This window comes from Streptomyces sp. NPDC048473 (genome assembly GCF_043200155.1).
Lineage (GTDB): Bacteria > Actinomycetota > Actinomycetes > Streptomycetales > Streptomycetaceae > Streptomyces.
The window spans coordinates 73,116-99,114 of the sequence record NZ_JBICXE010000006.1 but is presented as its reverse complement, the minus strand read 5'-3'; the positions used below and the strand labels follow the sequence as shown (position 1 = coordinate 99,114).

Genomic DNA, 25,999 nt, shown 5'->3' with positions numbered 1-25,999 from the left:
GGGCTACGCGCTACCGGTCGAAGGAGTCCAGCACCCGGGCGAGCGCCCGGTCGAAGACCCCGTCCAGATCGATCGGCCCGGGGTCCTCGGCGAATCCCGCCGCCATCCGCGGATACTTCCCGGTCGCGATCTGGCTGATCAGATAGCCGGTGCGCACGGCGTGCTCCTGCTCCTCGGACCAGGGCAGCGACCGGCTGCGCTCCGCCGTGGCGATCTCGTTGGCCGTAAAGGTGGTGACCACACCGTTGACCATGGCGATGAGCTCAATCTTCTCGCCGAACCGCGCGTCGACCCCGTCCAGGCAGCTGAGCGAGTACTCCAGATACCGCAGGGAGTTCGGGCTGAAGCCGTACACGGGTGACATCAGCCGGGGCACCCAGGTGTGGCGGTGCATCATCGCGCGGGCCTGGCGGGCGAGCCCGACGAGGTCGGCACGCCAGTCGCCGGACGGCTCCGGGAACTCGTACTCGGCACTGACCGCGTCGAGCATCAGCTCGTACAGGTCCTCCTTGCGCGGCACGTAGTTGTAGAGCGACATCGTGCCGCAGCCGAGCTCCGCCGCCACCTTCCGCATGGACACCGCGTCGAAGCCCTCCGCATCGGCGACACGGACGGCGGCTGCCGCGATGTCGGCGCGGCTGAACGCGGGCTTGGGGCCGCGGCCCGCACGCTCGGGGCGCGCCCAGATCACTTCGGGTACAGCGGGTCGCCCCACCATTGATCATCACCTCTCCCACCATCGTAGTTACGTACACCGTACGTAGTGCGGTACGGTAGGCCGCATGACAACTACGTACGCTGTACTTAGTGAAGGACTGGAGAAGCGCTACGGCGACGTCCACGCGCTGCGGGGACTCGATCTCGCGGTCGCGGAGGGCACCGTCTGCGGAGTGCTGGGGCCGAACGGCGCGGGCAAGACCACCGCCGTCCGGGTGCTCACCACGTTGACGGCCCCGGACGGCGGAAGCGCCCGGGTCGCGGGCCACGATGTGGTGCGCGAGGCGGGGACGGTGCGCGCGGCGATCGGCGTCACCGGGCAGAACGCCTCGGTCGACGGCGAGCTGTCCGGCCGGCAGAACCTGCGGCTCTTCGCCAAGCTGCTCCGGTTCCGCGGCGAGGCCGCGCGCACCCGCGCCGACGAGCTCCTGGAACGCTTCGAGCTGATGGAGGCCGCCGACCGCCCGGCCCGCACCTACTCGGGCGGCATGCGCCGCCGCCTCGACCTCGCCGCCAGTCTGCTGACCCGCCCGCGGGTGCTCTTCCTGGACGAGCCGACCACCGGACTCGACCCGCACAGCCGCAACCAGATCTGGGCGGCGGTACGGGATCTGGCCGGCCGGGGCACCACCGTCCTGCTCACCACGCAGTATCTGGAGGAGGCCGATCAGCTGGCCGACGACATCGTGCTGATCGACCAGGGCCGGGCCGCCCACCGCGGCACCCCCACCGAGCTGAAGGCCCGCATCGGCAGCTACGCCGAAGTGGTCGTCTCCCATGAATCGGCGCTGGTCCTGGCAGCAGGCGTCCTCGACCAGCTCACCGGCACCGAACCGGTACTCGACCACGAGCGCCGCACCGTGGGCGCCGTCGCGACCGACACCACGCTCACCCTCCCCCGTATCGTCCGCGAACTCGACGCGGCCGGCGTACCGCTGATCGATGCGAGCCTGCGCCCGCCGACGCTCGACGAGGTCTTCCTCCGCCTGACCGGCCGCGGCGACGGCCGCACCTCCCCGCCCCTGAAGGAGACGGCAGCATGAGCAGCACCGTACTGGCCCACGAGCAGACCGTCGCGCCCGGCACAAGCACCCCGATCGCCGACGCCCTGGCCATGCTGGGCCGCCATCTGCAGCGGATCAAAGCAGCGCCGGGCGTAATGATCCTGACCCAGACCATGCCGATCACGATGCTGCTGTTCTTCGGGTACGTGTTCGGCAGCGCCCTGGCCATGCCCGGCCAGGAGTACCGCGCGTTCCTGGTGCCGGGTCTGCTGGCGTCGACGGCGGCCAACGGCATCATGATCGGGATGTTCCAGGCCTCGCAGGACTGCCAGCGCGGGGTGATGGACCGGCTCCTTACGCTGCCGATGAGCCGGCCCGCCGTTCCGTTCGGCCAGACCGCCGCCGATCTGCTGACCACGGCCATCGGCATGATTCCGCTGATTCTGGCCGGACTCGCGGTCGGCTGGCGGATCGAGGGTGGCCCGCTCGCCGCCCTGGGCGCCTTCGGGCTGCTGTTGCTCCTCCGGTTCGCCACGTCGTGGATGGGCTGCTGGCTGGGCCTGCTGATCCGCAACGAGGAGGTCGCCGGTCAGCTGGGCAGCGCCACCTTCATCCTGCCGCTGCTGTCGAGTGCGTACATCCCGACCGACAATCTGCCGGGCTGGCTGCGGACGGTCGCGGAGTGGAACCCGATCAGCGCCATGGCCTCGGCCGCCCGCGACCTGTTCGGCAACGCGTCCCCGGCCGCCGACGCGGCCTGGCCGGTCGCCCACCCGGTGGCCGGGACGCTCGCCTGGTCGGTGGTGCTCCTCGCGGTGTTCGTGCCACTGTCCGTGCGGCGTTACGCGCGCGGCGGCGAGTGACCGCCACCGCGCGCCGCGCTCACCGGGGCAGCGTGGCGGGCCGGTCCAGGGTGCCGAGCAGGCTGATGAAGCTGGCCTCCAGGAAGGCACCGAGCTCCGTCAGCGCGTCCGGCTCGTCCAGCGGCCAATTGGTCACGGCCTCCTCGGCGAACGCCATCCAAGCCCGCGTGGCGATCGAGAGCCGGGGCGAGTCGGGCATCCCGAGCCGCCGCTGCCCCTCCTCCACCCGCCGGGCGAGGGTGCCCCTGGTCCCCTCGACGATGTCCTCCACCGCGGGGTGACTGCCGGCGGCACCGCGGACCAGGGCGAGATACACCCTGCGGTGCTCCAGTACGTACGCCACGAAACCGGTGATGAACGACCGCAGCCAGGGGACGGGCTCCAGCGAGGAGTCCGGTTCCGTGGCTGCGGCGAAGTCGTCGCACTCCTGCCGCACCACGGCGCGGTAGAAGTCGCGCTTGGAGTCGAAATAGTGGAAGAGCAGCCCCCGCGAGATACCGGCGCGGCGCGCCACCTCGTCCGTGGAGAGCTCATCCAGTGACCGGTCGGTGAGCATGTCCAGGCCGATGGCAACCAGCTGGGCCCTTCGTTCATCGGGGCTGAGGCGCGCGGCTCGCTTTTCGGGCATGTGAACAGTCTAGGAGTACTTCGGTGCCGAACTATTCCGGCACCCGTTCCGCACCCCCGTTCCGGTCCGCGTACCGGGCCAGATGGTCCAGCATCGGCGGGATCACCGCGTCGGGCACCTCCTCCGGCAGCCAGTGGCCGGCCACCTCGATCACCTCGAAGCGGTACGGGCCGTCCACCCACTCCCCGGTCGACTCGGCCGCTTCGCGCCCGAGCGCCCCGTCCTCGCTCCCCCAGAGACAGAGCGTCGGTACCTGGATCCGGCCGGCCGGGGCGGTGAGAACGCCCTCGGGGGCGCGGTACCAGTTGAGGGTGGCCGTCAACGCACCCGGAACGCTCAGCCTGCGAACCGTTCTCCTCGATCAGCGAAGGCTCGATCCGGCCCGCGTACGCGGCCCGGAGCCTGGCCGCGCCGTCGGCGAGCAGCCCCGCCTCGGCGGCGCCGCCGAGGCTGCCGGAAGAAGCGCACACAGTCCAGTCGGCCGTGCTGCGCCGGGTCGCCCGGCGTACGGCTACGGACGCCCCGCCTGGACGCAGACCGACATGCTCGCCTTCCGGTACGTAACCGACGGACAGCGGGCCGCCGCAGTGCTGCCCGAACACCTGGAGCTCGACGACCACCCGCGGGCCGCTCCGGTCTTCTACAACTACGGAGTCAGCAGCGTCGGCCCGTACCGCGAAGCGATCCAGCAGATCGAGGTGACCCTGGCGGGCCGCAGGGCTAACTGGATCCGACGAACACACCGAAGCGCTGCTGCGGGCCCCGGGGATGACGGGAGAGCAGACAGCAGCGCAGCGCCGGGACGGTGTGATCGCCCGATCGGCCCCGAGCGGGGGGCCTGGGCGACGGATCCTGGCCGGGGAGCCCGGGTGGTGGACCGATGGGCGGTCGTGACGGGCCGTCGGATCAATCAGTGGCGGCTGCCGAAGAGCGAGCGTCGCAGTCGCCGCAGCGGCGCGAAGAGCGAGACCCGCGCACTCTTGCTCCGACGGCTGTGGGCGGCATCGCGCGAGGTGAGCTCGCGCATCAGCAGCGTCGCCTCCGCGGACTCCCGCTGCGGGACGGCAGGGCCGCCGAGCACCGCGAGATGGCGGTCGAGGCGCGAACTCGTCGCACTGCTCCCGCATGTGATGGCAGGCACACGCGGCCTGCTGCGCACCGTTATCTGTTCCATGTCACTCCCCACCCGTACGAGGGCACCCGGCCCGGGCAGGTTAACCCTAACCCCCCGCGACGACACTCGTGTATCCCGGTCGCAGGATTGAGCACACACATACGGAGGTTGACGAATAGACTCCGAATGCACCCGATTCCAGGGCGAGTTGGACAGAACGGAAGCGTTTGGCCCGCAGCAGACCGGCCGAGTGCCGGACGGAGACCCCTGCGGACGGGGCCTCCTACCCGTCAGACGACCGAACGGGCCCGGCGCACGTACTGGGTGGGGGGTCAGGCAGCCGAGTTGAAGACGGGCAGGTAGCCGCCCGACTGTCCGGCCGCGGTGGGGTGGTACGACTCACCGATGTCGAGCCAGTTGAGGCTGTGCAGCCAGACACTTCCGGAGCAGATCTCGTGCCCGGTGAAGTTCCCCGTGACGTCGGCGAAGGTGAAGCCGTGGTCGGCGGCGCGTTTGGCGGTCGCCGCGTTGAGGTAGTCGGCGGCTCCGTTGATCGCGGTGCGCACCTTGTCGCTCAGGCCGACGACACAGCTGCCGCCGATCTTGTAGAAGCGCGGGTAGCCGAGGACGACGACGTGAGCGGACGGCGCCTTGGCACTGATCGCCGAGTACACCGAGTCGAGGTTGCCCGGCAGGGTGGTGTCGACATAGCTGCGAGCCGTGGCGATCCGGCTGAGGCAGGTCGATTCCGACTGGAGGACACAGGTGGTCATGACATCGGAGAAGCCCGCGTCATTGCCGCCGATGGAGATCGAGACGAGGTCGGTCGAGGCGCTCAGGGGACCGAGCTGACCGGCCTTGACATCACCTGTACGGGCACCCGAGCAAGCGGTGAAGGCGAAGGACGAGGGCGAGTTGGCGGCGGCCCAGAGTGCGGGGTAGGCCTTGGTGCTGCGCTTGCAGTCACCGCTGGAGCTGTCGTAACTGCCGGATCCGACACCCGAGGAGTACGAGTCGCCGAGGGCGACGTAGTCGACGGCCTGGACAGACTGTGCGGCGCCGGCGGTGGCCGCTCCGGTCAGAGCGAGTACGGCACCGAGCAGGAGCGAGGACGAGAACGCCACGAGTCTGGACATTTTCATGGAACCTCCCTTGGACCGACCGGCAGGATCTCCGCTGGTCCGCCGTGTCCGTGGTAGCAGTACCCGCACCCCCACCGGAAGTGTCCATGCCAAGTTGGTCCAATGAGTTCTCCTGCGCGCCCCCCTGAGGTCGCGTCATATCCGCGGTTCACCCGCCGGAAGCAGGGAGGAAGGTGGCGAAACCTGGGTGCGCCGGGTGCCCCCTTGCCGGATCATGGGCACCATGTCCGCCAACCCTGAGTCCGCTCTGCCGATCCGGCTCACCGTCGACGACAGCGATTCCCCGTCCGACGTCGTCGACGCACTGTTCCTCGGCCGCTTCGCGACGGGCGAGCAGCCGTACTCGCACAGCTCCTCCCTCGACCGTGTCAAGGCCGGGGCCACCTTGCTGCCCCCGGCCGCCAAGGTGCTGCGCGCCGCCCGCGACGACGACCGCAGCGCCACACTCGCCGAGGGCGACGGCTGGACGCTGCTCATCTCGCGGTGGAACCGCGGCGCCGATGTCACGGTCACCGCGACCAGCCCGGAGCTGGCGCAGAAGATCCTCGGCCAGGCGACGGACGGCGCCCAGGACGAACCGGAACCGCAGCCCGAGAATGTGACGATGGGCTTCTGGTACGTGTCCCCGCGCCGCGGCCCGTACCGCACCACCCGACAGATCGCCGCCGGCACGTGGGACGAGGTCCGCAACAACTACACGGCACCGGTGGCCGATGCCATGGACCGGCTGATGAAGGTCACGCCCGACGACATCTCCGGCCGGCTGCTCCTGCTGCACGGCCCTCCCGGCACCGGCAAGACGTCCGCACTGCGCACGCTCGCGCGCTCGTGGCGGGACTGGTGCCAGGTCGACTGCGTGCTCGATCCGGAGCGGCTCTTCAACGACGTCGGCTATCTGATGGACATCGCGATCGGTGAGGACGACGGTACGGCGAAGGGCCGTTGGCGGCTGCTGCTCCTGGAGGACTGCGACGAGTTGATCCGCGGCGAGGCCAAGCACACGGCGGGCCAGGCACTGTCCCGGTTGCTGAACCTCACCGACGGACTGCTGGGCCAGGGCCGCAATGTGCTGGTGGGCGTCACCACGAACGAGGACCTGGAGCGGCTCCACCCGGCCGTGGTCAGGCCCGGCCGCTGCCTCGCCAGGATCGAAGTGGGCTCACTGACCCGCAAGGAGGCGGTGGCCTGGCTGGGTACGGAGAAGGGGCTGGGCCGCGAGGGCGCCACGCTCGCCGAGCTGTACGCGCTGCGGCGCGGCAGCGGTCCCGCGTCGGTGCCGAAGCAGGATTCCGGTGCGGACGCGGGCCTGTATCTCTGAGCCCGGCAATACCAGGCCCGTCCGGCGATTGAGGACATCTTTCGAGCCCGTCCGGCGTGTGAGGACAAACCGGCCGCCGGACGGGCCCGGCCCCAACTCACCGCGCCGCGTACGCCGCCCGCACCGCGTCCTCCGCCAGGGACAGCGCCTCGGCCCGGGACAGACCCAGCCGCCGGGCCTGCTCCGCATACTCCTGCGCCGCGGCCGCCGCATGACGGTCCGCCGCATCACCGGCAGCGGCGATGAACGTGCCATTGCGGCCGCGGGTCTCGATCACCCCGTCGGCCTCCAGCGCCCGGTACGCCTTGGCGACGGTGTTTGCGGCGAGACCGAGCTCCTCGGCGAAGCCGCGTACGGTCGGAAGTCTGAAACCGACGGGCAGCGCGCCGGAGCGGGCCAGTTCGGAGATCTGTGTGCGCAGTTGCTCGTACGGGGCGGTACCGGAGTCCGGATCAAGGGCGATCTTCAGGGTCACGCGCTGATTGTCCCCCACCGCCGGAAAATCAGGGGCGGCCTGTGCGGACCCACGCGTAACGTCCGGCCCATGACTGTCCTCATTCGCGACTTCCTGCCCGCCGACGCGGCGGCCTGGGTGCAGGTCCGGCGTGCCGCACTGCCCTACATGGTGACGACTCCCGAGCAGGTCGCCTTCGATCTGGCCTCCGCCCATCCCGGCAAGCGCTACCGGCTGCTGGTCGCCGAGGAGGACGGGGAGCTCATCGGGACTGCGCAGGTCGGTCTCGTCCACGACAGCCCCGAACCCGGCCAGGCGTTCTGCAATCCGTACACGCATCCGGACCGCACCGGGCACGGGGCAGGTGGATTGCTGCTGAGCACGGCCGAGGAGTATCTGGCGCGGGAGGGCGCGCTCGCGCTCTACACCTGGGTGCTCGACACCCCGTCGAACCGCGCCTTCGCCGAGAAGCGCGGCTATGCGCCGAGCCGCTCGGCGCACTTCCTCCACCTCGATCTGGCGGGCGGCTCGCTGCCGCCCCGTCAGCAGCTCCCGGCTGACGCCGAGCTGCGTACCGCCGCGGACTTCGCGGACGACCCGCGCCCGCTCTTCGAGGCGGACGCCGAGACCACGGCCGACGAGCCGAGCGACACCCCGGCCGAGCTGTCCGACTACGAGGACTGGCTCGATCAGACCTGGCGCCGTCCTGGACTCGACCATGAGCTGACTTCCGTCGTGGTGGTCGACGGGGAGGTGGCGGCGTTCAGCGTGGCGCAGACCGATGGCCGGACCCGCTACATGTCGGGGATGACCGGCACCCGCCGGGCGTACCGCAACCGGGGCCTGGCCAAGCTCGCGAAGAACGACTCGCTGCACCGGGCGCGCGCCGCCGGGTACACGGACGCGTACACCGGCAATGACGCGGACAACGGTCCGATGCTGGCGGTCAATCGATGGTTCGGTTACGAGATCTGTGCAACGGAGGTTCGGTATGTCCGCAAGCTCGGCTGAGACCGCGCTGGTGGTCGCCCTGGTGAAGGCCGGGCGGACCAAGATCCGCTACCCGGCGGATGTGGTCCGCGACGACGGCACCCGGGTGACGGTGCGTGCGCCCTGGGCGGCGCCGGGAGTCCGGGACTTCGGCTTCGTACGATTCGAGCCGGGCGATGTGTTCACCGAGCACTACTGGCGCGACCGCTGGTTCGCCGTGAAGGAGGTCCGTACCGGCGCGGGCGAACTCAAGGGCTGGTACTGCGACATCACCCGTCCCGCCGTGCTGCGGGACACGGAGCTTCTGGTCGAGGATCTGGATCTCGATCTGTGGGTGTCGGCGGACGGCTCGTCCGTACTCCGGCTGGACGAGGACGAGTTCGAGGAGAGCGGTCTCGCCGACCGCGATCCGGCGGCGGCCCAGGCGGCCCGCCGGGCACTGGACGAGCTGGAACACCTGGCCCGCACGGAGGGCCTCGCGACGCTGCTGGCCTGACTGGCGGAGGCATTCGTTCCCGGCCCCGGGCGGACCGCTGTACGTGACATCCGCCCGGAACCCCACCCACCGCTCCCGTCAGCCGCCGGCGCGATGGCCGCAGCGGAACAGGGGGTTCGGCATGCTGAACGGGACATCCCCGAAGGAAGCCTCGACCTCCTTCATCGAGGAGGGCAGGTCGAAGGGCAGCACCCCCTCCGCCTCGGAGCGCCCGAACACGACGTCCAGCACCAGATCGTCGTACGCCCCGAAGCTGCCGGTCAGCAGGGCGGCGCCGGCGGAGAGTCCGGTGAGGACGGCGGGGCGGTCGAGGAAGACGTCGATGGCGGTGGGAACCGCCGCGCACAGCATCTCCAGCCGCTGGAGTTCCTCCGGTGGGAACTCCAGCGAGCCGGAGTGGAAGTGCCGCTCCAGCGGTGACTCCCGCTGCTCAAAGGGGGCCTGGAGCCGTACGACGGCGAGATCGGCCTCCTCCGGGCGGTCGACGACCCTGCCGTAGCGGGCCGCCACGGCCGGGTCCACGTTCTCCACGTACACGGCGGGCGACGCCGGAATCCGGTTCAGCGTGTCCCGGCGGGGGGTGAGCCGGACCAGCGAGCGGCGCTGCACCCGTCGGCCCAGCTCGCGTGTGGCGGGACTGCCGACGAGTGCCTCGGCGGCCTCGGGGTCCACATAGGGGTCCTCGAAGAGACCGAGACGGAACTTGTCCCGCAGGATGCGGCGGGCGGAAGCGTCGATACGGTCCTCGGTCACCGATCCGCCCAGGACCGCCTCGACCAGCAGACCGGGCCGGGTCTCGCCGCCGAGCTGGTCGACTCCGGCGTCCAGCAGTGTCAGCAGTTGTTCGGTGAGGGAGAGGTGTTCCACTCCCCAGTTGCGCGGGGGCAGTTCCCCCAGCCCCGGGAGCTCCACGCCGGTGAGGACATTGAAGTCGCTGCACACCACACCGTCGAAGCCGAGGCGTTCGCGCAGCAGGCCGGTGATCGCCTCCCGGCTGAAGCTCGCGCCGACCTCCGGCAGTCCGCTGCCACCGGGGATGGAGTAGCAGGTCATCATCTGTGCGGTGCCGGCGTCGAGGGCCGCCTCGAAGGGCTGCAGGTGGTAGTCGAGGTTGCCGCCCGGGAACGCCTGCCACTTGCCGTGGGCGAAGTGCGAGTCCTCCCCGCCCACCTGGGGGCCGTGCCCGGGGAAGTGCTTGGTCATACAGGCGACGCCGGATTCGAGGGAATCGCCCTGCATGCCGCGGACGTAGGCAGTCAGCATCCGTCCGGTGCGGGCCGCGTCCTCGCCGAAGGTGCCGCTGATCCGGGCCCAGCGCGGTTCGGTGGCCAGATCGGCCATCGGGTGCAGGGCCAGCCGGATCCCGACGGCCCGCAGTTCGCGGGCGACGGCTCGGGCGAACTCCTCGACCAGGACGGGGTCGTCGGTCGCGGCGAGACCGATCGGTTCAGGGCCCGGACTGAACCCGCCGCCGGTGTGGGCGGTGGCGGGGTTGGACACGACGCCGTGCCGGGGGTCGGAGGAGAGGGTGACCGGTATCCCGAGCCGGGTGGCCGCGGCGAGATCCTGGACGTGGTTGTTCCAGCGGGCCATCTCCCCGGGTGAGGGCACCCGCATCATGGCGAAGTGGCTGATGTGGCGTTCGCCGATCAGCTCCGCGCCGGAGCGGTACGGTCCGTGGTCGCCGGCGAGCATGCGGCTGTGGCACAGGAGACCGGCCTTCTCCTCCAGGGTCATCCGGGCCAGCAGATCGCCGACCCGGTCCTCCACCGGAAGCCTCGGGTCCTCGTACGGTTCCATGGTGCCGTTGTGGTTGAGGTCGCGGAACAGTGTTCCGTCGTGGTGGCGCGCGAGTTCGGGCATGAAGGGATCTCCTGTCGGGCAGGGGCGGTCAGTCACGGACGAGCCTCGGGTGCCGGATCAGCGGGGTCAGGGCGGTGGCGAGCAGTGCGGCGACGGCACCGCCGAGGAAGAGCGCGAAGTAGTTCTTGTCCGGCGAGGCGCCGACCGGGTCGCTGCCGAGGGCGAGGAGCACGGGGGCGAGCACCGGGGCCAGGACCTGGGGCACCGTCTTGGCGATGTTGAACACCCCGAGGTAGCGGGCGGAGTCGCCGCCGTCCGGCATCACCCGCAGGACCAGGGCGAGGTCGACGGCGTAGAAGGCGCCCAGTCCGACCGCGGCCACGGCGGTGGCGAGATAGACGGGCCACACGGACGCGGAGAACATCTTGATCACCATGGCCGCGGTCATCAGCGTCCCGGAGGCGACGACCAGCACCCGATAGGCGCCCGTACGCGAGGCGACCTTGCCGAAGAAGGTGGCGGCGAGCACGTTTCCGGCCAGCGAGACCAGTCCGGTGGCCGACACCAGGGCGGCGGCCTGGGAGACGGACATGTCCAGCCGGGCCATCAGGAAGTACAGCCCGTAGGCGCCGATCAGCGCGTTGGCGAACTGGAGGAGGAAGCGCTGGCACCACACCACGGTGAAGGCGGGAGAGGTACGCGGGTCGAACAGCAGGCTGCCGAGAACGCTGCGCAGGTTCACCGCCTTCACGGCGCGGCCCGCGCCGCCGGGGATCGCGGGCTCGCGCAGCAGGTACCAGGCGAGTACGGCACCGAGGGCGCCGACCGTCGACGGGATCACGAACAGGGCGGTGGTGCTGCCGGGAATCAGTCCGACGAGGACGAGTCCGGGCACGACCCCGGCGAATCCGGCGGCGCCGAAGAGCCCGGACATGGTGGCCTGTTGCCGGGGCGGCACCCGGTCCGCGATCACGGCGGACAGCGCGGCGAGCGCGGCGTTGTAGGCGGCCTGGGCGAGGAGCCAGCCGAGGACGAGCTGGGTGGTCGAGTGGGCGGTGGCCATCACGGCGGCGGCGGGCAGTCCCACCACGAGACCTCCGGCGATCCATGGCCTGCGCCGGCCGAAGCGGCCCGTGGTGCGGTCCGAGAGGTGCCCGAAGACCGGGTTGAGCAGCAGGGCGGCGATGGAGCCCACCGCCATGACGGTGGCGAGTACCTGTTCCTTGCGGTCGGGTGCGATCTCCTGGACCTTGAGGCCGAGTGTGGCCACGAGGGGCGTCGCGAGCGCGAAGGTGATCAGCAGTTCGCTGATGATCAGAGCCACGAGAAGACGGCGGGGCGCGGTGGGCCGGGTGTCCGCCGCGGGCGTGCCCGTCGCGGGAGCCTTGGGCAGGGTTTCGGTCATGGTGTGTGTCCCTGGGGGCTGTTGCTCGATGGCGGGGTGTCAGAGCCCGGAAGGGGCGGAGGGGACGGGCGCGGACTCCCGGGCGGGGGCGGCCTTGGCCCGGAACGAGGCGATCACCTCGGCGTCGACACCGCAGCCGTGCAGGAACTGTTCCGTGCCGCCGTGGCGGGTGCGGATGCCGTCCACGAAGGCGCGGATCGCCTCGGCGGGCGCCTCCAGCAGAGCGGGCGGGACCGGCCGGTCGCCGTGGGCCGTGTTGAGCGTGCCCAGGCCCGCGCTGGTGGCCAGGGCGGAGAAGATCCGGGGCAGGGCGTCGGCCGTACGCGCATAGTCCTCGGCGATCTCGTCCACCGGGACGCCCACCAGATCGAGCAGCAGGGCAATGAGCAGGCCGGTGCGGTCCTTGCCCGCGGCGCAGTGCACCAGGGTCGCGCCGGGGGCCGCGGCTGCCGTGACCGCGTCCGCGATCGTCCGGGGCGTGCCCTCGGCCAGGGTGAGGTAGAAGCGGCCGAGGTCGTCAGCGGTCCGCAGCGAGCGGGGATCGACCGCCGCCACTTCGGCGGTGGCGTCCAGCGGAGCCCACAGGACCCGGATGCCCGCATCCTCGGCCGCGGCCCAGTCCGCGTCCGACCGCTCGGAGTCGCCGCGCAGGTCCACGATCGTGCGGATGTCCCGTGCGCGCAGTTCCCGGACGGTGTCCTGATCTGCGGCGGGAAACGGCCGGGCGGAGCGGAAGAGGGCCCCGGGACATATCCGGTTACGGTGGGAATCGGCCGTCAGGGCGGGGTCGCGGAAGTTCAGCAGGGGCACGGGGACCTCACAGGTGATGCGGGGGTGGATGGTGGTCCGGCTGTCGCCGCCGTCGCCCGTGGGAGGACACCAGGAGGAGACATCTAGATGTGTAGATGTCTCAGGTGTGACGGTCCGGCCCTGCGAATGACCGGCAGATGAACATCGGTGAAATCACCGCGGTGCGAAGGTCGGTGGGGCAGGATCCCCGTCCCGGACGGCTCGCGGAGGTTCGTACTATCCAGGGGTGTCGAACCACCGAAGGACCAGTCCGCGCTATCTGCAGTTGGCCCGCCTCATCCAGGAACGCATCGACGCCGGAGAGTTCCCGGCTGGCTCCCGGCTGCCGAGCGAGCCCGAGATGTGTGCCGAGTTCGGCGTCAACCGCCTGACCGTCCGCGAGGCCGTCGCGGAGCTGGAGCGGGCCGCCGCCATCGAGATCCGCCGGGGCATCGGGACCTTCGTGCGCCCGCCCGTCGCCCGGGTGTCGATCGCGGTCGACCCCCGCAGCCAGCGGTTCGACATGGGCAGTACGCACGCCTCACTGCCCGAGTCCACCGCCGGACAGGGCATGGACGTCCAGGAGACGATCACCGGCGCCCTGCCCGCGGGAACCGCCACGGTCGACGAGGAGGCGGCCCGCCATCTGGGCCGGCCCACCGGCGTCCTCTCACGGGTGGAGACCGTGTTCTCGATCGGCTCCGAGACCTGGGGCATCAGCAGTTACTGGATGCCCACCGCCCTGCTGCCCCGGGAACTCGCGGCACCCGGACCGGTGGAGAACCTGGTCCGCGCCCTGGCCGACAGCGCCGGCATCACCCTGGAGTACGACTGGCGCGCCTTCAGCGCGATCGGGGCCGACATCGGCGACGCCGACATCCTGGGCGTACCGGCCGGGAGCCCCCTGCTCGTCCGTGAAGGCGTCAGCTGCACCCCCGACGGCGAACCGGTGCTCTATGTCCGTCGGCGCATCCAGGGAGAGCGCGCCCGCTTTGTACTGAACTTCCGCGAGTCCGGTCCGGCCCTGCCACCGGAGCCGCACGACGGACACCCCTGACCGTCGGAACACAGTTCCCGTGATGACCAGTTGATCTACAGTGCTCAGGTCGGTTCCCCACCTGGTGACCTGAGAAGGAATCACGGATTATGCCCACTGAAACGTTCGAGTTCCAGGTGGAAGCGCGCCAGCTTCTGCAGATGATGATCCACTCGATCTACTCGAACAAGGACGTGTTCCTGCGCGAACTCGTCTCCAACGCCTCCGACGCGCTCGACAAGTTGCGGCTCGAGGCACTCCGCGACGACTCGCTCGGCGCGGACGTTTCCGACCTCCACATCGACATCGAGACCGACAAGCAGGCCCGTACGCTGACCGTGCGGGACAACGGCATCGGGATGTCGCACGACGAAGTGGTCCAGCTCATCGGGACCATCGCGAACTCGGGCACCGCGAAGTTCCTGCGGGAACTCAAGGAGGCCGAGGACAGCGCCGCGGCCGAAGGGCTCATCGGCCAGTTCGGTGTCGGGTTCTACTCCAGCTTCATGGTGGCCGACGAGGTCACGCTGCTGACCCGGCGCGCCGGCGAGAGCCAGGGCACCCGCTGGATGTCGACCGGCGAGGGCACGTACACGATCGAGACCGTCGACGACGCTCCCCAGGGCACCGCGGTCACCCTCCGGCTCAAGCCGGAGGACGCCGATGACCGGCTCTACGACTACGCCTCTCCCTGGAAGATCAGGGAGATCGTCAAGCGGTACTCGGACTTCATCACCTGGCCCGTCAGGATGGCCCCGGAGACCGCGGCCGCAGACGCCGCGGACGCCGGGGAAGGGGCCGACGACGCCCCGCGCGAGCCCGAGACCCTCAACTCGATGAAGGCCCTCTGGGCGCGCTCGCGCGACGAGGTCACGGACGACGAGTACCACGAGCTGTACAAGCACATCAGCCACGACTGGATCGCCCCGCTCGAAACCATCCGGCTGCAGGCGGAGGGCACTTTCGAGTACCAGGCGCTGCTCTTCATCCCGTCGCACGCGCCCCAGGACCTGTTCATGCAGGACTACAAGCGCGGCATCCAGCTCTATGTGAAGCGCGTCTTCATCATGGACGACTGCGAAGCGCTGATGCCGCCGTACCTGCGCTTCGTCAAGGGCGTCGTCGACGCGCAGGACCTGTCGCTCAACGTGTCGCGCGAGATCCTCCAGCAGGACCGCCAGATCCAGTTGATGCACCGGCGTCTGGCGAAGAAGGTGCTGTCGACGGTCAAGGACATGATGTCCGCCGACCCGGAGCGCTACGCCACGTTCTGGCGGGAGTTCGGCCGCGTCCTCAAGGAGGGGCTGCTGAGCGACTTCGAGAACCGCGACGCCATCCTCGGTGTCGCCTCCTTCGCCACGACCCACGACAAGGACGAGCCGACCACTCTGCGGCAGTACGTGGAGCGGATGAAGGACGGCCAGGAGCACATCTACTTCCTCACGGGTGAGTCCCGGCAGGCCATCGAGAACTCCCCGCACATGGAGGCGTTCCGGGCCAAGGGCGTCGAGGTGCTGCTCCTGACCGATCCCGTCGACGAGGTGTGGGTCGAGGCGGAACCCGGGTTCGACGGCAAGCAGCTGCGTTCCGTCGCCAAGGGCGAGGTCGACCTCGGCACCGAGGAGGAGAAGAAGGAGGCCGCGACCGAGCGCGAGAACCGGCAGCAGGCGTACGCGGATCTGCTCGCCTGGATGACGGACCGGCTGAGCGAGACCGTCAAGGAGGTACGGCTCTCCTCGCGCCTCACCGTCTCGCCCGCCTGCATCGTCTCGGACACGCACGATGTGACGCCGGCCCTGGAGAACATGTACCGCGCCATGGGCCAGCCCGTCCCTCATGTCAAGCGCATCCTCGAACTCAACCCGGAGCACCCGCTGGTCAGCGGCCTCAACCGGGCACACGCCGAACGCGGTGAGGACGCCGGCACCGGCCTGGAGGAGACGGCCGAGCTCCTCCACGACCTGGCGCTGCTGGCCGAGGGCGGCGAACTGGGCGACCCGTCGCGCTTCGTCAGACTGATGGCCGACCGCCTTGAGCGCACCCTGTGAGTGAAAACCGCAACGCCTGAGCCCTAGTCCCGGCGCCGCACCCATACATCGGTGTGCGGCGCCGGGTCCTCCGGTGCCGGGCGGGCTTGCTGGATTCCGGCGACCAGCTCCACCTCGTATCCCGCCGCGTCCTCCAGATAGGCGGCGATGTGCCCGTCCCCGCCCGCGTGCGGGTAGCGGTCCGGGAAGAGCGGCCGCCAGCCATGCTCCGGGGCCCTGGCCACCAGTGCGTCGAGGGTGGCCCGGTCCCGGACGTGGAACGCCAGGTGGTTGAGCCCGGGGCGGCGGCGGTCGTGCGTCCCCCCAGCCAGATCGGGTGACTGCTCGACCACCACATAGCTGTCGCCGCGCCGCCAGCTCCGCCCGTGTTCCCAGCGCTGGTACGGGACATGACCCAGCTCACTGAGCAGCCAGCCCCACCCCTGCTCGGCCGCCGGCAGATCGGGCACCCACAGTTCGATGTGGTGCACCCCGCCGGTGTGGGCCCCGCCGGCCGGCAGCGGGACGGCGCGGCGGATGCCGTGCGGCTGGTACGCCACGGTGTCGCCGTCCTCGTGCCAGTGGATCAGGAAGCGCTCCCCCGCGCGGTAGCCGTCGAGTCCCGCCCGGCAGTAGGCGACGATGTCGTCCGGAAGGGCGTCCAGCGGGAACCACGCCAGCTCGGAGCACTTGTCCGGCTCACGGTTGTACGGCGGGCGGCCGGGGTCGTACTCCGCCTCGAAGAACCAGCCGGTCCTTGGACTGCCGCCGGGGCCTCGGTGCTGCATGACCAGGGCGACCCGCAGCTCGTCCGGGCCGAGCTCGACACCGATCTCCTCGGCGGCCTCACGGATCATCGCCTCGCGGACGTCCTCATCGTCCTCCACATGTCCGGACGGGCCGTTGAACAGCCCGTCCGCGTACCCCGTATTGGCCCGGCGGGCGAGCAGGACGTCCGGGCCGCGGCGGAGGATCAGATGCACATCGACGACCTCGGTATGCCGGTGCGGCGGTTCGGCGCGGGCCACCAGGGCGTAGCGCTCGTCGTCGACCTGCTTGCCCCACAGGGCCGGATCGCCGGAGAGCCGCTCGTGGTGGATGCGTTCGGTGAGCTCCGAGAGCAGTCCGGTCAGCCGCTCGGCGGAGAGGCCGACGCCGCCCCAGACGCCTTCGATCAGGATCAGCCGGCCGCCGGGCCGCAGCAGGGTGAACCAGTGACGCAGGACCTCCGCCGGATCGGGCAGCAGGAACACAACATGCCTGGCCATGATCACATCGAACTGCTGCTTGCCGACCGGTGGTTGGGCCGCATCCCCGAGAAACACCCCGGTACCCGTCCCGGCGAGCTTGGCCCGCGCCTGCTCCACCATGCGCGGCGACCTGTCGACGGCGGTGACCCGGTGCCCCTGCCCGGCGACGAGCAGCGCAAGGCTTCCGGTGCCGCACCCCAGGTCGAGCACCTCGGAGCGCTCGCCGGGCAGCCAGCTCTCCAGCCGCTGCGCCCAGGCGTGCCGGACCGCCGGGTCGAGCAGCCCGTGGTCGGGCTCCTCGTCGAAGGAGCCGGCTGCGGAATCCCAGTCGATCGTCGTCATGAGTCGATCGTGCCATCCGCCACTGACGCAGTCGATCAACCGGTCAGCCGCTTGCGGTAGTGGAAGCGGTCGTACGCGCCGTCCACGCGCCGCTCGACCAGCTCGTATCCGTAGCGCGGGTAGAGCTTCCGGTTCTCCCACATCAGGGCGTTGGTGTAGAGCCGGATCCCGGGGAGGCCGAGGCTGCGGGCGTGTGCGTCCACGAAGGCGAGCAGCCGCCGGCCGACTCCCCGGCCGGCCGCGTCCGGGTGGACGGCGATGGACTCCAGGAAGAGGTGGTCGTCGTGCGGGACGAGGACCAGGACGCCGACGACGTCCTGGTCCCCCGTCACGTACACCCGGCTCGCGGCGACATCCGCCGCATGGTCCGCCCGCATGGGCGCGGGGACGACGCCGATGCGCGCGATGTAGTGCTGGTACGCGGCATCGGTGACGGCCCGCACGGCGGGGACGTCTGCCGGGGTGGCGAGGCGGATCTCGTCGGAAGTGTCGGCGGTCATGGACGCACCGTACGGCCGTTTGTTCTTAATCGCTGCTGAGCGGGTCCTTAAGGCCGTCATAACGATCGCCAACGCCCCTCTCAGCAGCCGTTTTCGGGTCCGGGAGCGGCTAGCTTCTCCCCCACCCAGATGTGGACCGCCGAAGGAGAACTGCCACCATGGCCGTCATCAGGACCGCCCACCGCAAGGCCTCCGCCATCGTCGCGCTCAGTGCGGCGCCGCTCGCGCTGACCGGTCTCGCCGCGGCTCCGGCCGCAGCCCACGGCTCGCTGACGGAGCCGGTCAGCCGGGTCTCCGCCTGTTTCGCCGAAGGGCCCGAGCATCCGAAGTCGGCGGCGTGCGTGGCTGCGGTCGCGGCGGGCGGGACGCAGGCGCTGTACGACTGGAACGGTGTCAACATCGCCGACGCGGCAGGAAAGCACCGGCAGTTGATCCCGGACGGCAAGCTGTGCAGCGCGGGCAACGACAAGTTCAAGGGGCTCGATCTGCCGCGCGCCGACTGGCCGTCGACGAAAATGGCGGCGGGCACGCACACCTTCCGGTTCCGGGCCACCGCACCGCACAAGGGCTCCTTCGAGCTGTATCTCACCAAGGCCGGCTACGACCCGACGCAGCCCCTGAAGTGGTCGGATCTGGAGGCCGAGCCCTTCGCCACGGCCACCGAACCGAAGCTGGAGAGCGGTTCGTACGTCTTCGACGGCACCGTGCCGAAGCGTTCGGGGCGGCAGCTGATCTACACCGTCTGGCAGCGTTCGGACTCCCCCGAGGCGTTCTACGCCTGCTCGGATGTGGTGTTCGGCGGTGCGAGCGGCAGTGGTTCGGTCGGCGCGGTCCCGGCGCCTTCCGCGTCCGCGCCGACCGAGCAGGAGATCGCCGGGGGCGCCGGCAAGTCGTCCGTGGAGCACGGCGGCCATGGTGACGACGACGCCGGTACGGGCGCGAAGGTCACCCAGGCGGCTCCGGCGGCCGGATCCGGGACCGGTCCGTCCGAGGCGAACGCGCCCGAGCCGGACAGCGCCACCGCACCCGCCCCGGCGGGCGGGAGCCTGGCCGAGACGGGTGGCGACGGCAGTACCCCGTACCTGACGATCGGCGGTGCGGCCGCGCTCGCCCTGGGCGCGGCCGTCCTGTTCGCCTCGGTCCGTCGCCGGGCCGGCGGTGCGGCCCGACGCGGACGTTGAGAGGTGCTTCAGGCCTGGCCTAGCCGATGACGGAGGCGCAGGTGGTCGGGGTGGCGTGCGCCGGGTCCAGGGCGTTCGCCACCTCGTGGTAGGCGATCCGGTCCACGGTCCCGATCGCCACATGCTCGGACAGGTCGACCGGGCACAGGTCCTGGAGGAGCACATTGCGTACGCTCGGCCCGTCCAGGTACTGCGTGCGGTACGGGGTCACGACCTCGTCGTACTTGGTCGCGATGACCGTGTACCGCACCCCGGGCACGGTGTCGCCGCCCGCATTGAGCTTGGTGATGAACGGGGATCCGGCCATCTGGTCGGCGAGACCGGGGGTGTTGGCGTTCAGCAGGTCCTCGGCGCCCGGGAAGTACGGCAGCAGCTTCGTCAGGCCGAGGAGGGTGGTGCCGTGGTTGTCGGGGGCGAGCCCGATCATGGCGTTCACCTTGGCGGCGCCGCCGAGGAACTTCAGGTAGTAGTTGGGCATCATGCCGCCCTGGGAGTGGCCGACGATGTCGGCCTTGGGCGCTCCGGTGGCGGCGAGCACCTGGTCGACGAAGGTGGCGAGCTGCCCGGCCGATTTGTCGATCGGGCCGAGACCGTTGAAGAACGGCACGCCCGGCAGTTGCCCGTAGTCGAGCGAGTAGACGCAGTAGCCCCGGTTGACCAGGTAGGGCGCGAGGACGAGCCAGTTGTCGACCGAGTTCCCGAAGGTTCCGTGGACCAGGACGACGGGGCGGGGGTGGGCTGCGGAGGGTTTGCAGGAGTAGTCGTTCCAGCCACGGGAGGTGGCGGCGGTGGGGGTGGCTGCGGTTGCGGTCGCCGTGGGGGCGGCGAGCGCTGCGACGGCGAGGAGCAGTGCGGCGAGTGTTCTCCGCGCACGTGGGGTGCGCGGCGCACGTGTCCAGGGCAGCATCGTGTGGTCTCCTTGCGGCTCAAGGGAGTTGCGATGTCAATGCGCCCTGCGGCCCGGACCACAAGTCTTCCGTGCTGACTTTCCGTGTACTCAAGCCAAATTACGCGCGAGTAAGGTAGCGGGGGAAGTTACGCGTCGGTAAAAACTGACGCCACATCACTCACCTTGTCCACGGCCTTGCACGACAGTGCGTCAGGCCGCGAGCCGCCCCGGCATCACGGCCCGTGGGCCGAACTTGGCCCGCAGCCGGTCCGCCACCGCCTCGATCCGGCGCGCCCGTTCGTCCACCGGGTCGAACGACAGCTGGTGCGTGGCTCGTTCGCCGTCCGTCAGCCCCTCCGCGCGCAGCGCGATCCCTCGCACCCGGGCCCGCTGCAGAGCGAACGAGTCATGGATCCGGTACGCGAGTTCGGTGAGCGCCGCGGAGTGGGCGGTGGGCTCCCGGAGCGTACGGCTGCGGGTCAGCGTCGCGTATCCGGTCCGGTCGGCATAGCGCACGGAGACCGCGAGCCCCCGGCACACCTGCCCGTCCCCGCGCATCCTGGCCCCCAGCTCCTCGGTGAGCGACATGAGCGCGCGGCGCTGCCGCTCCCGGTCCAGCTCGTCGCGCGGGAAGGACCGTTCGGCGGCGATCGACCGGGCGGCAGCGCCCGGCACGACCGTCGTACGGTCGATGCCGCGCGCCCGCTCCCACAGTTCACGCCCGGTCCGTACGCCGGTGATCCGTTGCAGGGTGCCGAGCGGGGCCGCCGCGATCCGGCCGGCGGAGTCGAGCCCGTACCCGCACAGGGTGCGGGCCGTCGCCGCCCCCACGCCGTCCAGCGCGGCGGCCGGCTTGGCCGCGAGGAACTCCGCTCCCCCGCCCCCGGGCACCACGAAGGTCGCTCCGGGCGCGGCCTGCCGTGCCGCCATCCGGGCCAGCATCGGGTTCTCCGCGGCCCCGATCGCGCAGTCCACCCCGTGCAGGGCGAGCGCACGGATCCGGATCACCGAGGCCAGCCCCTTCACGTCCCGCCCGAAGTAGCGCAGCGCGCCGCGCACATCGGCGAGCGCCCCGTCGGGCGGGACCGCCTCGACCACCGGGGTGAACGCACCGAGAAGGGCGAGCAGCCCCTCGTAACCGGCGCCGTCCGGGAGGCCGCCGCCGATCTTGCGGAACCGCAGATACAGGATTCCCGGCGCATCGTATGCAGTGCTCATCCCGCGCTCCCCGGGCTCTGGTGCCACAACTTCCTTCCGGTGGCGTTGCCTTCGCCGGGCGGCTGGAGGTCGGACCAGGGGTTCATCTCGTACCCGGTGGGCATCTGGATGCGACGGCCGCTGTCGGCGCTCTCAGGAACAGAAGCCTCCGCCAGCCGGGCCGCGACCGCGTCGAGTCCGCCGGTACGCCGCAGCTCGGCCAGTTCCGCCAGATTCCAGGCCGCGGCACCGACCACACTCAGGCTCTGCGGTCCGCGCCGCTGCACCACTCCGCGCACCAGCAGCAGCCAGGAGTGGAAGACGGTGTGCGCGCAGGCGGCATGACTGTCGTCGAAGAAAGCCAGGTCGACCAGGCCCGTACCGTCGTCCAGAGTGGTGAAGATGACCCGGCGGCCGGAGCGGACCGGCGGGGTCTGGGTGGCCGCCTTGGCACCCGCGACCAGCACGGTCTCCCCGTGCCGTGCCTCGCGCAGCCGCTTGGCGGAGACCGCGCCGAGCTCCTTCAGGAACGCATGATGATCACCCATCAGATGGCGGGAGACGTCCATGCTCAGGACGCCCAGCTCGGCACTGAGGCGTTCGGCCTCGTTGAGGTCGGGCAGCCCGATGGAGCCGGTCCGGTGTCCGCCGCCGAGCGGGAGCTGCGCACCGGCGCCGCCGGAGCCCGCGCCCCGCTGGGCGCGGTGCAGTTCGGACAGATGCAGCAGCAGATCGCGCCGGTTGGCGCCGAACGCGTCCAACGCGCCGACCTGGGCCAGCCGTTCGGCGACCGGCTTTCCCGGCCTGGCCCGCTGCCAGAAGTCCAGCAGAGAGGTGTAGGGCTGCCCGGCCTCGATCCGGGCGACCTCGGCCTCACTGATGCCATGGACGTCCGAGAGCGCGAGCCGCACCCCCCAGACCTCACTCTCCCTCTCATCATCGGACACCAGTTCGATTCGATGGGCGGCCGCCGACCGGTTCACATCCAGCCCCAACACCGGCACCCCGCGCCGCCGCGCGTCCGCGAGCAGCAGCCGCTTCGGGTACATCCCCGGGTCATGGGTGAGCAGCCCGGCGTAGAAGGCCGCCGGGTGGTGCGCCTTGAGCCACGCCGACTGGTACGTCGGCACGGCGAAGGCGACCGCGTGCGCCTTGCAGAAGCCGTACGAGCCGAACGCCTCGATGATCTCCCAGGCCCTGGCGATCACTTCGGCGCCGTACTTCTTCGCCGCCGCCTGCTGCGCGAACCACACCTTGATCCGGCCCTGCAACCCGGGGTCGGAGAGCCCGCGCCGCACCCGGTCGGCCTCGTCCCGGCCGCAGCCGGTCATGATGTCGACCATCTCGATGATCTGCTCATGGAAGACGACCACCCCGTACGTCTCGCGCAGCGGCCCTTCCAGATCGGGATGCGGATAGCGCACGGGCGCCCGGCCGTGCCGGGCCTCGATGAACGGCCGCACCATGTCGGCGGCGACCGGCCCGGGGCGGAACAGCGAGATGTCGACCACCAGATCGTGGAAGGTGGCGGGCTGGAGCCTGCCGACCAGATCACGCTGGCCCGGCGACTCGATCTGGAAGCAGCCCAGCGTCTCGGCACTCCTGATCAGCCGGTACGTCTCCGGGTCGCCCTGCGGTACGGCGTCCAGGTCCACGTCCTGCCCCGAGGCCCTCTTGACCTCCGTGACCGCGTGCGCCATCGCCGACTGCATCCGCACGCCCAGCACATCGAGTTTGAGCAGCCCCAGACCCTCCACGTCCTCCTTGTCGAACTGCACCATCGGGAAGCCCTCCCCGCTGGTGGGCATGACGGGCACCCGGCGCAGCAGGGAGGCGTCCGAGAGAAGCACCCCGCACGGGTGCATCGCGATGCCGCGCGGCAGGGCGTCCAGCGCTTCCACCAGCTCCCAGAGCCGCCCGTACTTCTCCTTCTCTGCTGCGACGGCCCGCAGTTCGGGCAGCTCCTCCATGGCCGCGCGGGCATCACGGGCCCGGATGTGCGGGAAGGCTTTGGCGAGCCGGTCGGTCTCGGCCGGGTTCATGGAGAGCGCGGCGCCGACGTCCCGGATGGCGTGGCGCACCCGGTAGGTCTCGGGCATGGCGACGGTCGCGACCCGCTCGGTGCCGAAGCGCCCGATGATCGTGCGGTAGACGTCGAGCCGGCGGGCGGACTCGACGTCGATGTCGATGTCGGGCAGCACTGCGCGGCGCTTGGAGAGGAAGCGCTCCATCAGCAGCCCGTGCTCGACCGGGTCGGCGTGCGCGATCCCGAGGAGATGGTTGACCAGGGAGCCCGCGCCGGAGCCCCGGGCGGCGACCCGTACGTTCATCGCCCTTACGTCATGCACGACTTGAGCAACCGTCAGAAAATAGGAGGCGAAACCGTGGTAGGCGATGATGTCCAGCTCCTGGTGCATCCGCTCCCAGTAGTCGCGCCTGCGGTCGTAGCCGCGCAGCACCATTCCGGCGGCGGCGCGGGAGGCCAGCACCCGCTGGGCGGTGCGCCGCCCGGCGCCGACGAGATGCGGTTCGGGGAAGTGGACGGTGCCGAGACCGAGGTCGTCCTCGGTCTCGACGACGCAGGCGTCGGCGGTGCGCCGGGTCTCCGCGAGCAGCCGGGCTCCGCCGTCCCGGCCGAGCCCGGCGGCGGAGGCGATCCGCTCAGCGGTCTCCGCCATCGCGCGGGCGTCCTTCAGCCAGCGCTCGCCGCTGTCGAGCGGGGCGCGGCGGGGATCGACGGGGACCAGCCTGCGGGCCGCGTCGAGCACATCGGCGACCGGGCCCTGCCCGGGGTCGGCGTACCGGGCGGCATTGGTCAGCACGGCCCGCACTCCCTGCTCGGCGGCGAAGCCGACGGTACGGGCGGCGAGCCGCAGCGATCCGGGTCCGGTGCCTTCGCGTCCGTGGTGGACGGCTTCGAGGCGCAGGTCGTCGCCGTAGATCTCCCGCCAGGGGGCGAACAGCGCGGCGGCCCGGTCCGGGCGGCCGGCGGCCAGCGCCCTGCCGACGTCGGAGGCGGGGCCGAGCAGCACGGTGAGCCCTTCGGCGGGCAGCTCGGACCGGCCGACCAGGGGCTGTCCGGCACCGGCGGGGGCGTGGGCGGCGGTGACGAGACGGCACAGCTCCGCCCAGCCCTGCGCACCGTCCCGGGCGAGGAAAGTGACCCGGGGTGCGGATTCATCGACAAAGGCACCACCGCGGACCGGGGTGCGCAGTCGATGCGTACGCCCGTCCTCTCCCGTATGCTCCGCCGCCACAGGATCCACCGCGAGCTCCACCCCGAAGAGCGGCCGCACCCCGGCCCTCTCGCATGCCTTGGCGAAGCGGACCGTACCCGCGAGCGTGTCGCGATCGGTCAGCGCGAGAGCGTCCATCCCCCGCTCCGCGGCGCGCTCCGCCAGCCGCTCCGGGTGCGAGGCCCCGTACCGCAGGGAGAACCCGGAAACGGTATGCAGATGCGTGAACCCTGGCATCTGCACCTCCTGGACCGATCCGCACTCACCACCCCTCGCTCTCCACCATAGACCAAGTTTCGAACATTCGTACGATACTCGGGACGCGGGACACGCACCCGGCCCCGGACCGCCGCCCCGGTCAGCCATTCGGCCCAGTCCCACCTGCACGAACGGCCGACGCCCCGGACCGTGGGGGCATGACTTTCGCTGACGAGGTGAAGAACGCCGTCACTCCACGAGCCGCACTGCTTGTCATCGGTGTGCTCGGCCTGCAGTTGCTGTTCATCGCGTCCTACGTCGGGGCCCTGCACAAGCCGAAGCCGACGGACGTACCCTTCGGGGTCGTCGCGCCCCAGCAGATGTCCGCACAGCTGATCACCGAGCTGAAGAATCTCCCGGGCGGCCCGCTGGACCCCCGTACGGCCGCCGACGCGGCCACGGCCCGCGAGCAGATCCTGAACCGCGAGATCGACGGCGCCCTGATCGTCAGTCCCAGGAGCACGACCGACACCGTGCTGGTCGCCTCCGGCGGGGGTACCGTGCTGGCCGACGCCCTGACAAAGATCATCACGAAGGTCGATCCGACCCAGCAGCGCACGGTGCGGTCCGTGGACCTGGCCCCCGCCTCCGACCAGGACTTCGACGGGCTCTCGTCCTTCTATCTGGTCGTGGGCTGGTGCGTGGGCGGCTACCTCTGCGCCTCGATCCTGGCGATCAGCGCCGGCTCCAAGCCCGCCAACCGGCAGCGCGCCGTGATCCGGACCGGCGTCATGGCGCTGTACTCCATCGTGGGCGGAATCGGCGGCGCGATCATCATCGGCCCGATCCTCGGCGCCCTGCCCGGAAGCTTCTGGGGCCTGTCGGGGCTGGGGGCGCTGACCGTCTTCGCGGTCGGCATGCTCACCCTCGCCCTGCAGGCCCTCACCGGCATCGTCGGCATCGGCCTGGCCGTCCTGATCGTGGTGATCGCGGGCAACCCGAGCGCCGGCGGCGCCTTCCCGCTGCCGATGCTCCCGGACTTCTGGCGAGCCATCGGCCCCGCGCTGCCGCCCGGGGCGGGCACCTGGGTGGCACGCTCGATCGCCTACTTCAAGGGCAACGCGGTCACCGGACCCCTGCTGGTGCTGTCCGCGTGGGCGGTGGCGGGCACGCTCGTCACACTCCTGATGGCCATGCGCCGCAAACCGGATGATGTCACTGGTGACACGGCGTCCGCCGGTTCGACGGGCGCCTGACCCAGCGGATCGTGGCGGCAGCACGCTCCGAAGGAAACGGTCTGGCTGCCGCCGGATACCACCGGGGCCAACCGGGCGAGGGACGCTATGGTGCGGGTGAGCCCCGCAGGCCGGATCGAGAGCTCCCCGAATACGCCGCATGAGACCGCGCCCCCGAGCGCCCC

23 protein-coding genes and 1 pseudogene are annotated in these 25,999 nt (G+C 70.8%); 10 read left to right on the top strand and 14 right to left on the bottom strand.

The features are described 5' to 3' along the window. Nucleotides 1-10: 10 nt before the first annotated feature. Entirely contained in the window at nt 11-718 is a 708-nt protein-coding gene (locus tag ACGFU7_RS12870) for a TetR/AcrR family transcriptional regulator (RefSeq protein ID WP_393695073.1), read from the bottom strand. Between the two features lie 64 nt (nt 719-782). Between ACGFU7_RS12870 and ACGFU7_RS12865 the strand changes: the two genes are divergently transcribed. Continuing rightward, on the top strand, nt 783-1,760 hold the full coding sequence (locus tag ACGFU7_RS12865) for an ATP-binding cassette domain-containing protein (protein ID WP_393695071.1): 978 nt from the start codon (nt 783-785) through the stop codon (nt 1,758-1,760). A gap of 71 nt (nt 1,761-1,831) precedes the next feature. Further along, entirely contained in the window at nt 1,832-2,584 is a 753-nt protein-coding gene (locus ACGFU7_RS12860) for an ABC transporter permease (protein ID WP_393695601.1), read from the top strand. A 19-nt stretch (nt 2,585-2,603) separates the two neighbouring features. Here the strand turns inward: ACGFU7_RS12860 and ACGFU7_RS12855 are convergent, their stop codons facing one another. Together ACGFU7_RS12855 and ACGFU7_RS12850 are read right to left on the bottom strand one after the other, a co-directional pair. Further along, on the bottom strand, nt 2,604-3,212 hold the full coding sequence (locus ACGFU7_RS12855; protein WP_393695069.1) for a TetR/AcrR family transcriptional regulator: 609 nt from the start codon (nt 3,210-3,212) through the stop codon (nt 2,604-2,606). A 31-nt stretch (nt 3,213-3,243) separates the two neighbouring features. Next, nucleotides 3,244-3,534, bottom strand: a complete 291-nt coding sequence (locus ACGFU7_RS12850; RefSeq protein WP_393695067.1) for an alpha/beta fold hydrolase — start codon at nt 3,532-3,534, stop codon at nt 3,244-3,246. Here ACGFU7_RS12850 and ACGFU7_RS12845 point away from each other — a divergent pair. Continuing rightward, a pseudogene (locus ACGFU7_RS12845) lies at nt 3,488-3,931 on the top strand (acetoacetate decarboxylase family protein); the annotation flags it as partial. The gene ACGFU7_RS12850 and the pseudogene ACGFU7_RS12845 overlap by 47 nt on opposite strands. Before the next feature lie 191 nt (nt 3,932-4,122). Here ACGFU7_RS12845 and ACGFU7_RS12840 read toward each other — a convergent pair. Continuing rightward, a complete protein-coding gene (locus tag ACGFU7_RS12840) occupies nt 4,123-4,386 on the bottom strand; it encodes a hypothetical protein (RefSeq protein WP_393695065.1) in 264 nt (87 codons plus the stop codon). Between the two features lie 272 nt (nt 4,387-4,658). After that, nucleotides 4,659-5,468, bottom strand: a complete 810-nt coding sequence (locus tag ACGFU7_RS12835) for an SGNH/GDSL hydrolase family protein (protein WP_393695063.1) — start codon at nt 5,466-5,468, stop codon at nt 4,659-4,661. Nucleotides 5,469-5,682: 214 nt separating this feature from the next. On the opposite strand from ACGFU7_RS12835, the gene ACGFU7_RS12830 reads away from it, so the two are divergent. Beyond that, nucleotides 5,683-6,786: a DUF5925 domain-containing protein gene (locus ACGFU7_RS12830; protein ID WP_393695061.1), complete on the top strand. Its 1,104-nt coding sequence runs from the start codon at nt 5,683-5,685 to the stop codon at nt 6,784-6,786. A gap of 97 nt (nt 6,787-6,883) precedes the next feature. On the opposite strand, the gene ACGFU7_RS12825 is transcribed toward ACGFU7_RS12830, so the two are convergent. Beyond that, the gene (locus ACGFU7_RS12825; protein ID WP_266362696.1) at nt 6,884-7,261 is read right to left on the bottom strand and encodes a GntR family transcriptional regulator; all 378 of its coding nucleotides are present in this window, start codon (nt 7,259-7,261) and stop codon (nt 6,884-6,886) included. A gap of 69 nt (nt 7,262-7,330) precedes the next feature. Between ACGFU7_RS12825 and ACGFU7_RS12820 the strand changes: the two genes are divergently transcribed. Next, the gene (locus tag ACGFU7_RS12820; protein WP_393695059.1) at nt 7,331-8,251 is read left to right on the top strand and encodes a GNAT family N-acetyltransferase; all 921 of its coding nucleotides are present in this window, start codon (nt 7,331-7,333) and stop codon (nt 8,249-8,251) included. Further along, the gene (locus ACGFU7_RS12815) at nt 8,232-8,726 is read left to right on the top strand and encodes a DUF402 domain-containing protein (protein ID WP_393695058.1); all 495 of its coding nucleotides are present in this window, start codon (nt 8,232-8,234) and stop codon (nt 8,724-8,726) included. The genes ACGFU7_RS12820 and ACGFU7_RS12815 overlap by 20 nt, the downstream gene beginning before the upstream one ends. 78 nt (nt 8,727-8,804) lie before the next feature. Here ACGFU7_RS12815 and ACGFU7_RS12810 read toward each other — a convergent pair whose 3' ends face one another. Genes ACGFU7_RS12810 through ACGFU7_RS12800 form a run of 3 tightly spaced genes read right to left on the bottom strand, consistent with a single transcriptional unit; the run spans nt 8,805 to nt 12,744 of the window. Next, on the bottom strand, nt 8,805-10,589 hold the full coding sequence (locus tag ACGFU7_RS12810; protein WP_393695056.1) for a glycoside hydrolase family 3 protein: 1,785 nt from the start codon (nt 10,587-10,589) through the stop codon (nt 8,805-8,807). A 28-nt stretch (nt 10,590-10,617) separates the two neighbouring features. After that, nucleotides 10,618-11,934: an MFS transporter gene (locus tag ACGFU7_RS12805; RefSeq protein ID WP_393695054.1), complete on the bottom strand. Its 1,317-nt coding sequence runs from the start codon at nt 11,932-11,934 to the stop codon at nt 10,618-10,620. Between the two features lie 39 nt (nt 11,935-11,973). Further along, nucleotides 11,974-12,744: a tyrosine-protein phosphatase gene (locus ACGFU7_RS12800; protein ID WP_393695052.1), complete on the bottom strand. Its 771-nt coding sequence runs from the start codon at nt 12,742-12,744 to the stop codon at nt 11,974-11,976. Between the two features lie 226 nt (nt 12,745-12,970). Here ACGFU7_RS12800 and ACGFU7_RS12795 point away from each other — a divergent pair, with 226 nt between their 5' ends. Further along, on the top strand, nt 12,971-13,780 hold the full coding sequence (locus ACGFU7_RS12795; protein ID WP_393695050.1) for a GntR family transcriptional regulator: 810 nt from the start codon (nt 12,971-12,973) through the stop codon (nt 13,778-13,780). 89 nt (nt 13,781-13,869) lie between these two features. Continuing rightward, nucleotides 13,870-15,807: a molecular chaperone HtpG gene (gene htpG / locus ACGFU7_RS12790; protein WP_393695048.1), complete on the top strand. Its 1,938-nt coding sequence runs from the start codon at nt 13,870-13,872 to the stop codon at nt 15,805-15,807. A gap of 23 nt (nt 15,808-15,830) precedes the next feature. On the opposite strand, the gene ACGFU7_RS12785 is transcribed toward htpG, so the two are convergent. Together ACGFU7_RS12785 and ACGFU7_RS12780 are read right to left on the bottom strand one after the other, a co-directional pair. Then, nucleotides 15,831-17,378 (bottom strand): trifunctional class I SAM-dependent methyltransferase/NUDIX hydrolase/VOC family protein, encoded by a 1,548-nt coding sequence (locus ACGFU7_RS12785; protein WP_393695046.1) that lies wholly within the window; start codon nt 17,376-17,378, stop codon nt 15,831-15,833. Nucleotides 17,379-17,413: 35 nt separating this feature from the next. Beyond that, nucleotides 17,414-17,878: a GNAT family N-acetyltransferase gene (locus tag ACGFU7_RS12780; RefSeq protein ID WP_393695044.1), complete on the bottom strand. Its 465-nt coding sequence runs from the start codon at nt 17,876-17,878 to the stop codon at nt 17,414-17,416. 158 nt (nt 17,879-18,036) lie between these two features. Between ACGFU7_RS12780 and ACGFU7_RS12775 the strand changes: the two genes are divergently transcribed. Further along, entirely contained in the window at nt 18,037-19,059 is a 1,023-nt protein-coding gene (locus ACGFU7_RS12775) for a lytic polysaccharide monooxygenase (protein WP_393695042.1), read from the top strand. Between the two features lie 19 nt (nt 19,060-19,078). On the opposite strand, the gene ACGFU7_RS12770 is transcribed toward ACGFU7_RS12775, so the two are convergent. The 3 genes from ACGFU7_RS12770 to ACGFU7_RS12760 all read right to left on the bottom strand — a co-directional run bounded on the left by ACGFU7_RS12770 (nt 19,079) and on the right by ACGFU7_RS12760 (nt 24,618). Next, nucleotides 19,079-19,966, bottom strand: coding sequence for an esterase/lipase family protein (locus tag ACGFU7_RS12770; protein ID WP_393695040.1), 888 nt, complete (start codon nt 19,964-19,966; stop codon nt 19,079-19,081). A 192-nt stretch (nt 19,967-20,158) separates the two neighbouring features. Continuing rightward, entirely contained in the window at nt 20,159-21,166 is a 1,008-nt protein-coding gene (locus ACGFU7_RS12765) for a hypothetical protein (protein WP_393695039.1), read from the bottom strand. Continuing rightward, nucleotides 21,163-24,618, bottom strand: coding sequence for a DNA polymerase III subunit alpha (locus ACGFU7_RS12760; protein WP_393695038.1), 3,456 nt, complete (start codon nt 24,616-24,618; stop codon nt 21,163-21,165). Before ACGFU7_RS12760 ends, ACGFU7_RS12765 begins: the two co-directional genes overlap by 4 nt. Nucleotides 24,619-24,797: 179 nt before the next feature. On the opposite strand from ACGFU7_RS12760, the gene ACGFU7_RS12755 reads away from it, so the two are divergent. Next, nucleotides 24,798-25,835 carry a DUF3533 domain-containing protein gene (locus tag ACGFU7_RS12755; protein ID WP_393695036.1) on the top strand — a complete coding sequence of 346 codons (1,038 nt, stop codon included), beginning with the start codon at nt 24,798-24,800 and terminating at the stop codon, nt 25,833-25,835. Nucleotides 25,836-25,999 lie beyond the last annotated feature (164 nt).